Annotated in this window: 8 protein-coding genes and 3 pseudogenes; 7 read left to right on the top strand and 4 right to left on the bottom strand. The window is 65.9% G+C overall.

The annotated features are described in order from the left end of the window. Positions 1 to 231: 231 nt before the first annotated feature. From ilvC to K307_RS24195, 3 genes and pseudogenes are all read right to left on the bottom strand, one after another. Positions 232 to 1,123 (bottom strand): annotated as a pseudogene (gene ilvC, locus K307_RS24205) (ketol-acid reductoisomerase). Between the two features lie 252 nt (positions 1,124 to 1,375). Beyond that, the gene (ilvN, locus tag K307_RS24200; protein ID WP_022534048.1) at positions 1,376 to 1,867 is read right to left on the bottom strand and encodes an acetolactate synthase small subunit; all 492 of its coding nucleotides are present in this window, start codon (positions 1,865 to 1,867) and stop codon (positions 1,376 to 1,378) included. Next, positions 1,867 to 3,629 (bottom strand): annotated as a pseudogene (locus K307_RS24195) (acetolactate synthase 3 catalytic subunit). The gene ilvN and the pseudogene K307_RS24195 overlap by 1 nt, the downstream one beginning before the upstream one ends. Positions 3,630 to 4,021: 392 nt before the next feature. On the opposite strand from K307_RS24195, the gene K307_RS24190 reads away from it, so the two are divergent. From K307_RS24190 to K307_RS24170, 5 genes are all read left to right on the top strand, one after another. Continuing rightward, complete coding sequence (locus tag K307_RS24190) at positions 4,022 to 4,591, top strand: RNA polymerase sigma factor (RefSeq protein ID WP_022534046.1); 570 nt, start codon at positions 4,022 to 4,024, stop codon at positions 4,589 to 4,591. Positions 4,592 to 4,732: 141 nt separating this feature from the next. Then, entirely contained in the window at positions 4,733 to 5,818 is a 1,086-nt protein-coding gene (locus K307_RS24185) for an IS630 family transposase (protein WP_042875676.1), read from the top strand. A gap of 17 nt (positions 5,819 to 5,835) precedes the next feature. After that, positions 5,836 to 6,189 (top strand): DUF3619 family protein, encoded by a 354-nt coding sequence (locus K307_RS24180; RefSeq protein WP_230626094.1) that lies wholly within the window; start codon positions 5,836 to 5,838, stop codon positions 6,187 to 6,189. Position 6,190: 1 nt separating this feature from the next. Further along, positions 6,191 to 6,976: a DUF3106 domain-containing protein gene (locus K307_RS24175; protein ID WP_042883437.1), complete on the top strand. Its 786-nt coding sequence runs from the start codon at positions 6,191 to 6,193 to the stop codon at positions 6,974 to 6,976. Between the two features lie 116 nt (positions 6,977 to 7,092). After that, positions 7,093 to 7,632, top strand: a complete 540-nt coding sequence (locus K307_RS24170; RefSeq protein ID WP_042883436.1) for an RDD family protein — start codon at positions 7,093 to 7,095, stop codon at positions 7,630 to 7,632. A gap of 209 nt (positions 7,633 to 7,841) precedes the next feature. On the opposite strand, the gene K307_RS49800 is transcribed toward K307_RS24170, so the two are convergent. Next, positions 7,842 to 8,234, bottom strand: a complete 393-nt coding sequence (locus tag K307_RS49800) for a hypothetical protein (protein ID WP_230626091.1) — start codon at positions 8,232 to 8,234, stop codon at positions 7,842 to 7,844. On the opposite strand from K307_RS49800, the gene K307_RS49795 reads away from it, so the two are divergent. After that, on the top strand, positions 8,233 to 8,622 hold the full coding sequence (locus K307_RS49795) for a hypothetical protein (protein WP_230626089.1): 390 nt from the start codon (positions 8,233 to 8,235) through the stop codon (positions 8,620 to 8,622). The genes K307_RS49800 and K307_RS49795 overlap by 2 nt on opposite strands. Before the next feature lie 368 nt (positions 8,623 to 8,990). Then, a pseudogene (locus K307_RS48035) lies at positions 8,991 to 9,781 on the top strand (UDP-2,3-diacylglucosamine diphosphatase); the annotation flags it as partial.

Here is a 9,781-nt window from a genome sequence, read left to right as displayed (position 1 = left end):
TGGATACAAGACGATGGCAAGACGGCGCGCGGCGGCGATAGCGACCGCCGGGTCGGTGCCCATTGTCGCGGAGCAGCATAATGCACGCCTTGCCCGAAGTCTGACAAGCATAACAAAAAGCCGTCCAGGCCCCGCACCCTTCCCTTCTGATGATAGAAGGGCATGGCACGGAACGCTGAACGGCTTCGGCCCGCCGCCGTGCGGCGCGGACCATCAGGCAGTCAGGTCAGCTTAGTTCTTCGACTGGTCGACCAGCTTGTTCTTGGCAATCCACGGCATCATCGCACGCAGCTTGGCACCCACTTCTTCGATCTGGTGCTCGGCGGTCAGGCGACGGCGCGAGATCAGGGTCGGGGCGCCGGCCTTGTTCTCCAGCAGGAAGCTCTTGGCGTACTCGCCGGTCTGGATGTCGGTCAGGCACTGCTTCATCGCCTTCTTGGTCTCTTCGGTCACCACGCGGGCCGGTGACGTACTCACCATATTCCGCGTTGTTGGAGATCGAGTAGTTCATGTTGGCGATGCCGCCTTCGTAGATCAGGTCGACGATCAGCTTCAGTTCGTGCAGGCACTCGAAGTAGGCCATTTCCGGCGCGTAGCCGGCTTCCACCAGCGTCTCGAAGCCGGCCTTGATCAGCTCGACGGTACCGCCGCACAGCACGGCCTGCTCGCCGAACAGGTCGGTTTCGGTTTCTTCGCGGAAGTTGGTCTCGATGATGCCTGCACGGCCGCCGCCGTTGGCGGTGGCGTACGACAGCGCGATGTCACGGGCGGCGCCGGACTTGTTCTGGTGCACGGCGATCAGGTGCGGCACGCCGCCGCCTTGCGAGTAGGTCGAGCGCACGGTGTGGCCCGGAGCCTTCGGGGCGATCATGATCACGTCCAGGTCGGCACGCGGGATCACGGCACCGTAGTGCACGTTGAAGCCGTGGGCGAAGGCCAGCGCGGCGCCTTCCTTGATGTTGTCGTGCACTTCGTTCTTGTACACGTCGGCGATCTGCTCGTCCGGCAGCAGGATCATGACCACGTCGGCACCCTTGACGGCCTCGGCCACTTCCTTGACCTGCAGGCCGGCGTTGGCGGCCTTGTTCCACGACGCGCCGCTCTTGCGCAGGCCGACCGTCACGTTGACGCCCGAATCCTTCAGGTTCAGCGCGTGGCATGGCCCTGCGAGCCATAGCCGATGATGGTGACGTTCTTGCCCTTGATCAGGGAGAGGTCGGCGTCCTTGTCGTAAAACACTTTCATGATAAATCCTTCAATCTCTGTCTTTTGTATGAGGTGGGCGGCATCCTCGTGCGCGTCGTGTGCGCCCGGATCGCGCCGCCCGGGGGATACTGCTTGAACCTGTGCGACTGGCTGTGCGGGCGGCTGGCGATCAGACCTTCAGGATGCGCTCGCCGCGGCCGATGCCCGAGCCGCCGGTACGGACGGTCTCAAGGATGGCGGTGCGGTCGATCGCGTCCAGGAACGCATCGAGCTTGACCCCGTTGCCTGTCAGCTCGATGGTGTAGGTCTTCTCGGTAACATCGATGATGCGGCCGCGGAAGATGTCGGCGGTGCGCTTCATTTCCTCGCGCTCCTTGCCGACGGCGCGCACCTTGACGAGCATCAGCTCGCGCTCGATGTGCGCGCCTTCGGTCAGGTCGACCACCTTGACCACTTCCACCAGGCGGTTCAGGTGCTTGGTGATCTGCTCGATCACGTCATCCGAGCCAGTGGTGACGATGGTCATGCGCGACAGCGAGGAGTCCTCGGTGGGCGCCACGGTCAGCGTCTCGATGTTGTAGCCGCGGGCCGAGAACAGGCCCACCACGCGCGACAGCGCGCCCGGTTCGTTTTCCAGCAGGACCGAAATGATGTGTCGCATTACAGGTCCTCCGCGCCGAGCAGCATTTCAGAAATGCCCTTGCCGCCTGGACCATCGGCCAGACGTTTTCGGTGGGATCGGTCTGGAAGTCCAGGAACACGGTACGGTCCTTCAGGCGGAACGCCTCGCGCAGCGCCGGCTCGACGTCGGCCGTCTTCTCGACGCGCATGCCGACGTGCCCGTAGGCCTCGGCCAGCTTCACGAAATCGGGCAGCGCGTCCATGTAGGAGTGCGAGTAGCGGTTGTCGTACTCGATCTCCTGCCACTGGCGCACCATGCCCAGGTAGCCATTGTTCAGCGAGCAGATCTTCACCGGGGTGTCGTACTGCAGGCAGGTCGACAGTTCCTGGATGCACATCTGGATCGAGCCTTCACCGGTGATGGTGACGACTTCCTTCTCCGGGAACGCCTTCTTGATGCCCATCGCGTACGGCAGGCCCACGCCCATCGTGCCCAGGCCGCCGGAGTTGATCCAGCGGCGCGGCTCGTCGAACTTGTAGAACTGCGCGGCCCACATCTGGTGCTGGCCGACGTCGGAGCAGATGAACGCATCGCCGTGGGTCAGTTCCCAGATCTTTTCCACCACGTACTGCGGCTTGATGATTTCGGAGGTGCGGTCGTACTTCAGGCAGTCCACCGAACGCCACTGCTCGATCTGCTCCCACCACTTGGCGAGGGCCTCGCGCTTGGGCTTGAGGTCGCTGGCCTTGAGCTGGGCGATCAGTTCCTGCAGCACGTCCTTGACGTTGCCGACGATGGGGATGTCGACCTTGACGCGCTTCGAGATCGACGACGGGTCGATATCGATATGGATGATCTTGCGCGCCTGCGAGGTGAAGTGCGACGGGTTGCCGATCACGCGGTCGTCGAAGCGGGCACCGATGGCGATCAGCACGTCGCAGTTCTGCATGGCCATGTTGGCTTCATACGTGCCGTGCATGCCGAGCATGCCGAGGAACTGCTTGTGGGTGCCGGGGAACGCGCCCAGGCCCATCAGCGTGTTGGTCACCGGGTGGCCGGTCATCGCCGCCAGCTGGCGCAGCTCGTCGCTGGCATTGGCCAGTACCACGCCGCCGCCGGTGTAGATATACGGACGCTCGGCACCCTGCAGCAGCGCCACGGCCTTGCGGATCTGGCCCGAGTGTCCCTTGTTCACCGGGTTGTACGAGCGCATGTCGATCGACTTGGGATACTCGTACTTGCAGGAATTGCGGGAAACGTCCTTCGGGATATCCACCACCACCGGGCCGGGACGGCCGGTCGAGGCAATGAAGAACGCCTTCTTGATGGTCGAGGCGAGATCGCGCACGTCCTTCACCAGGAAGTTGTGCTTGACGATCGGGCGGGTGATGCCGACCGTGTCGCACTCCTGGAAGGCGTCCTGGCCAATGGCGTGGGTCGGCACGTTGCCGGTGATCACCACCATCGGGATCGAGTCGAGGTACGCGGTGGCAATGCCGGTGACGGCATTGGTCACGCCGGGACCGGAGGTCACCAGCGCTACGCCCACCTTGCCCGTTGCGCGCGCATAGCCGTCTGCGGCATGGACCGCGGCCTGCTCGTGGCGCACCAGGATGTGCTCGAACTTCTTTTGCTTGTGGAGCTCGTCGTAGATGTACAGCACTGCGCCGCCGGGATAACCCCAGACGTACTCGACGCCTTCTTCGGCAAGTGCGTGAACGAGAATTTCCGCCCCGATCATTTCGGGTGCGGCAGATGAATTGCTGTCTGCGTGGGAGAATTCCGCGCTGGGCATGTTCATTTCAGTCCTTTGCAATTTTCGGCAAAAAATTGTTTGGATGCTCTCTGCCGGGCTTGTGGCTCGGGTTCAAGCGGTGCGCGTCTGCATGGAAGACCGCCTCATAAGCGGCCGGATGAGACAACCACTGATGTCGTGTGAACCGGGGATGATACTGCAATGCACCAGCGCGGTCTATACCGTGGTTCACGCTTGTCACCGCCCAACGGGTGAGGGGTTTCCCCGAGGCGATAGCGTTTTCCCCGCCCCTCAATGTCTTTACCGAAATACAAAGTGGTACACGAGGGCGTTTTTTTGCTAGCATCGCAGCACTTGCGTCTGCCACGGGCCGTACGCAGCACATTCACCAAAACCGGGCCATTGACCCGAAGCAACACAGCCGCAACTCCGCCTGAATGGCCACCGACCAGGAACTGTCCGATTTTCTTGCCAGCGTCGAGCGTCGCGCCTTCAAGCAGGCCGTGTTCGCGGTCCGCGACGACGAGGCGGCACTGGACATCGTCCAGGACGCCATGATCAAGCTCGCCGAGAAATACGGCGACAAGGGCGCCGCCGAACTGCCACCGCTATTCCAGCGCATCCTGCAGAACACCATCCACGACTGGTTCCGCCGCCAGAAGGTGCGCAACACCTGGGTATCGTTGTTCTCCAGCCTGCGCGATGACCGCGACGGCGGCGACGACACTGACCTGCTGGAAACGCTGGAGGCGCAGGCCGGCTCGGAATCGGCCGAAAGCAGCGCCGACAAGGTCGAGCGCGCGCAGGTCATGCACATCATCGAGCAGGAGATCCAGCGCCTGCCCACGCGTCAACGCGAGGCGTTCCTGATGCGTTACTGGGAAGATATGGACGTCGCCGAGACCGCCGCCGTAATGGGGTGCTCCGAAGGCAGCGTCAAGACGCACTGTTCCCGTGCCACGCATACGCTGGCGCAAGCCCTGCGTGCACGGGGGGTCCGACTATGAGCATAAACGAGAGAGAAATCCGCGAACGCCGGTTTGTGCATGAGGTTCGGGCGGCACTAGTGTAGCGTTCTGTTCTTGATGGAACCTATATGAATTCGGCGTCTCCAATGCTCTACTGCGACCACAACGTGGAGAGAGCGAGTGCGAGTTGCCCCCGAGATCATGTTGACCGACGAGGAGCGAACCAAGTTGACGAGGCTGGTTCGGTCAAAGCTCACGAGCGTGAGGCTGGCGCAGCGCGCGCGCATCGTGCTGCTGGCCGCCAACGGAATGCAGAACAAGGACATCGCCGAGCAGTTGGGAATCGGACGCGTGCAGGTGTCGCGTTGGCGTGAGCGGTATGCACAATCGGGGCTGGCCGGTATCGAACGCGACTTGCCGCGCGGTGCGCCGCCGGTGAAGGTGGACACGGCGCGGCTGGTGGAACTGACCACGCAAAGCAAGCCCGAAGCAGCCACGCACTGGAGCACGCGCAAGATGGCCGCCGAGTTGGGCGTGAGCGCCAGCACCGTCATGCGCCATTGGCACGCCCACGGGTTGAAGCCGCACATCGTGCGCGGCTTCAAGGTCTCGCGCGATCCGAAGTTCGTCGAGAAGCTTGAAGACATCGTTGGCCTCTACATGTCGCCGCCCGAGCACGCGCTGGTGCTGTGCTGCGATGAGAAGAGCCAGGTGCAGGCGCTGGATCGCACGCAGCCCGGCTTGCCGTTGAAGAAGGGGCGTGCGGCCACCATGACGCATGACTACAAGCGCAACGGCACGACCACGCTGTTTGCCGCGCTCAACGTGCTCGATGGCCAAGTCATCGCCCAGTGCCAGCAGCGCCACCGCCATACCGAGTGGCTGAAGTTCCTGCGCAAGATCGACCGCGAGACGCCCAAGGACAAAACGCTGCATCTGATCGCCGACAACTACGCCACCCACAAGCATCCTGCGGTGCAAGACTGGCTGGCCAAGCATCCTCGATTCAACATGCACTTCACACCCACCTCGGCATCATGGCTGAACATGGTCGAGCGGTTCTTTCGCGACATCACAACCGAGCGACTTCGCCGCGGCGTATTCACCAGCGTGCCGGAACTGGTCGACGCCATCAACGAATACATCGCTCACCACAACACCAACCCCAAGCCGTTCATCTGGACCAAGAGCGCTCGCGACATCCTACAGAAGGTCATTCGCGCCAACCGCCGCTTAAGTTCCAAACAGAATGGAACGCTGCACTAGACGCCGCCGCGGACGACCTGCCGGCCGACATTACCCAACGGCTCGCCGCCGCGCGCCGGATGGCGCTCGCGCGCAAGAAGGCCGCGGTCACCGTGCCGGTGCCGCAACTGGCGATGCCGGGATCGCAGATCACCCTGTTCGACGATGACGACGCCTCGCCGCTGCACCGCGCCGGTGCCTGGCTGCGCCGCCTTGGCCTGATCTGGACGCTGGTGGCGCTGGCCGCCGGCCTGATGGGCATCTACCACTGGCAGGAGCAGAAGCGCATCGAAGAGCTGGCCGATGTCGATGCCGCCATGCTGCTCGACGACCTGCCGCCCACGGCCTACGCCGACGAGGGCTTCCACGTCTTCCTCAAGCGCGGGCAATAGCATGGCACCCGCAACATCCCACTCCGACGCCCCGCGCCGCCGGCTGGCAGCGCTGCTGCTGGCTGCGGCCACTACCGCCGCCTGCTGGGGACTACTCCCGCCCGCGGCGCACGCCCAGGGCGCCTCCGGCGCCACGCCGGCATCGCAGGCCGCCGCCAGCGCCCGCCCCGCCTGGGCCGAGCTGAGCCCGGTCAACCAGCGCATCCTGGCGCCGCTGCAGCCGCTGTGGGACACGCTGCCGGAACTGAACCGGCACAAGTGGCTGCGCATCGCCGAACGATACCCGAAGTTCTCGCCGGCAGAACAGGCCCGGCTGCAGGCGCGCATGGCCGAGTGGGTCAAGATGACGCCGCAGCAGCGCCGCCTGGCACGCGAGAACTACCAGATCACCCGCTCGCTGCCGGCCGAGAAGAAGGCAGAAGCCTGGGACAAGTATCAGCAGCTCCCGGAAGAGCAGAAGAAAAAGCTGGCCGCCGCCGACCGCGTACCGCGCCGGCCCGGCGCCGTCAGCGCGCTGCCCAGCGGCAAGCGCCTGCCCAGCGACACCAGCAAGCAGATCCGCCACGAGCCAAAGTCGACCAGCGCCCATGCGGGCAGCCGCAACGCGGGCAAGCCGGCCAGCGAAGCCCAGGCGGCTTCCGCGCCGGCCGTGGCCGCGGCGGCATCGGCGCCAGCCGCGCCAGCCGCGGCACCCGCCGCACCAGTGGCGCCCGCTACTCCCGCCACGACGACTGCAGAGGGCAGCACCGAAGCCGCCTCGGCGTCGGAAACCACCTCGCGCCAATAACACTGGCTAACCTCGCCGGGTAACCCGCAAGCCATTTGCGGCAGGCCCTTTGGCATAATGGCCGTCTTGCCCCGGGCGCGGCGCGTCTCGCGCCCGCCCTGCTTCCGTCGCCTTCCATGCCCGCTGCCATCCAAGACTCCAATCCCGCCGCAGCTCCTGCCCCTGCCGCGCCGCCCCTGCGCCGCCGCTTCGCCTGCATGCTGTACGAGGGCGTGTTGCTGTTCGGCGTGCTGAGCGCGTCCACCGCCGCCTACCTGCTGGCGCGGCCGCTGCTGCAACGCATCGGCGCGGACGGTCCGCTGACCATCCAGCTGTGGAGCTTCCTTGTGATGGGGCTGTACTTCACCTGGTTCTGGCAGCGCACCGGCCAGACCCTGGCGATGCAGACCTGGCGCATGCGCGTGGAGAACGCCGCCGGCGTGCCGCCGCGCTGGCCGCAGGCGGCGCTGCGCTATGTGCTGGCATGGCTGTGGCTGCCGCCGTCGGCCGCGGTCGGCCACCTGCTGGGGCTGGTGAAAGGCCCGTTCGTCGGCGTGCTGTGCGCCGGCCTGCTGATCTGGATCCTGCTGGCCTGGCTCGATCCGCGCCGCCAGTTCCTGCACGACCGCCTGGCCGGCACGCGGCTCACCGACTTGCGCCCGCCACCCAAGCCATGAGGCTGTCGGCGGCCGGCATCCGCCGTATCGCGGTGGCTTTGCAGACGGCCGCGGCGCTGGGCATCGCCACCGCACTGGTGCAGTGGGGGCGGCTGGCCATGGGCCGGCGCCGTGATCGCCGGCGTGGCCGTCATCTTTGGCGGACTTGCCAGCGGCATTGCAATCGCCTTCGCCATGACCGACCGCGGCCTGTGGGTCGGCCGCGGCAATCACCCACCTGCCCGCCCGCCGAGCTGGCCGCCACCCGGCGGCCCTTGCGCCTGCCTGACGCGCTGCGCTGCTACCTGACCGAATGTGTGGCCGTGCTGCGCATGTTCGACTGGCTGCAGCCGTTCCGCGCGCACGCGCCCTTTGCCGCGCCGGCCGACGCCCTGCCCGGCCGCAACGCGCCGCCGGTGCTGCTGGTGCACGGCTATGCCTGCGGACACGCCATCTGGCTCGACATGCAGCCGGCGCTGGCCGCCGCCGGCTACCGCTGCGCAGCGATCGACCTGGAACCGGTGTTCGGCGATATCGACGACTATGCGCACGCGCTGCTGGCCGCCATCCGACGCCTCACCGCCGAGACCGGCCGCGCCCCCACTGCTGGTATGCCACAGCATGGGCGGCCTGGCCGCGCGCGCCGCGCTGCAACTGGCCGGCGACGAAGACGCCTGCGCCGGCGTGGTGACGCTGGGCAGCCCCCACCACGGCAGCGCGCTGGCGCGCTTCGGCGGTGGCGACAATGCGCGCCAGATGCGCTGCGGCAGCCCGTGGCTGCGCGCGCTGGCGGCCGCGGAAACCCCGCGCCTGCGCGCGCGCATGATCTCGGTGTTCAGCTGGCACGATTCGATCGCCGGGCCGCCCTGCACCGGCTGGCTCGACGGCGCCGGGCATATCCCGCTATCGGGCATCGGGCATGTGTCGCTGCTGCGGCATCCGGAGGCGGTGCGGGCGGTGCTTGATGCGCTGGGCGAATTGGCTGGCGGGGGCGCTGACTGGGCCCGCTGAGATCGCTGGCTTACTTCCCTTTTTAGCGCGAGCGTGTCAAGCCGGCACCCCTCTCCCACCTGCCCTGAGGGGGAGAGGGAGAACACCTTGCTTAGGCAAGCTCGGGCGGCCTTGGTGCACCCAAAACCGTTGGCCTTGCTGGCGTTGTCCTTTTCCATTTCATATGGCAGTCATGTTTCCGTCACGGCACCGTCATCGCACGCTGGCTGAATGCAGCCATCGCCGCAACCGGGACCGCCATGGTGCAAGCAATCCGATCTGCCCGCGGATATCTGTCGAGGGCTGTGCAACTGACGCAACGGCTGGGCCGCAGCCCAGAAAGCGGCTGGGGGAGTGATCCCAACAGCGTCGCCGCGCTGACCGCCTTCATGCCGCCGGGCCTGGATGCCGCAACGCTGGCCCCGCCGCGCGAGCAGCAGGACGCCTACCCGCCCGAGCCGCACCCGATCCACCGCTACCGCGCCATCTGGCTGTCTGACATCCACCTGGGCACGCCCGGCTGCCAGGCCACCTACCTGCTGGACTTCCTCAAGCACAACGAGTCCGAGCAGCTCTACCTGGTCGGCGACATCATCGATGGCTGGCAGCTGCGCCGCGCTGGTACTGGCCGCAGAGCCACAACGACGTGGTGCAGAAGCTGCTGCGCAAGGCGCGCAAGGGCGCCGAGGTGATCTACGTGCCCGGCAACCATGACGAGGCGCGCGCCAGTTCGACGGCATGGCCTTCGGCGACATCACCGTGCGCGAAGAAGCCATCCACGTCACCGCCACCGGCGCCGGCTGTGGGTGGTGCACGGCGACCTGTTCGACGGCGTGGTCCAGCACGCGCGCTGGCTGGCCCTACCTGGGCGATTCGCTGTACACGATGATCCTTGCGATGAACCGCCATTTCAACCGCCTGCGCGCGCGGCTGGGCTTTCCGTACTGGTCGCTGTCGCAGTACCTGAAGCACCAGGTCAAGAACGCGGTCAACTACATCAGCGCGTTCGAGACCGCGATGGTCGAGGAGGCGCGCCGGCGCGGCTGCGACGGCGTGGTCTGCGGCCATATCCACAAGGCCGAGATCCGCGAGCTCAACGGCCAGCTCTACTGCAACGACGGCGACTGGGTCGAAAGCCTGTCGGCGCTGGTCGAGACCATGGAAGGCGAACTGAAGATCG

The organism is Cupriavidus necator A5-1 (assembly GCF_000744095.1).
Taxonomy (GTDB): Bacteria; Pseudomonadota; Gammaproteobacteria; order Burkholderiales; family Burkholderiaceae; genus Cupriavidus; species Cupriavidus necator_A.
This window is presented reverse-complemented; position numbering and strand designations above follow the sequence as displayed.

What these genes read in the sequence shown, in the direction of transcription:
- K307_RS24170 (WP_042883436.1), top strand. Translation starts at nt 7,093, where the DNA reads ATGCCCGCTGCCATCCAAGACTCCAATCCCGCCGCAGCTCCTGCCCCT.
- ilvN (WP_022534048.1), bottom strand. Translation starts at nt 1,867, where the DNA reads ATGCGACACATCATTTCGGTCCTGCTGGAAAACGAACCGGGCGCGCTG.
- K307_RS24175 (WP_042883437.1), top strand. Translation starts at nt 6,191, where the DNA reads ATGGCACCCGCAACATCCCACTCCGACGCCCCGCGCCGCCGGCTGGCA.
- K307_RS49800 (WP_230626091.1), bottom strand. Translation starts at nt 8,234, where the DNA reads ATGCTGTGGCATACCAGCAGTGGGGGCGCGGCCGGTCTCGGCGGTGAG.
- K307_RS49795 (WP_230626089.1), top strand. Translation starts at nt 8,233, where the DNA reads ATGGGCGGCCTGGCCGCGCGCGCCGCGCTGCAACTGGCCGGCGACGAA.
- K307_RS24190 (WP_022534046.1), top strand. Translation starts at nt 4,022, where the DNA reads ATGGCCACCGACCAGGAACTGTCCGATTTTCTTGCCAGCGTCGAGCGT.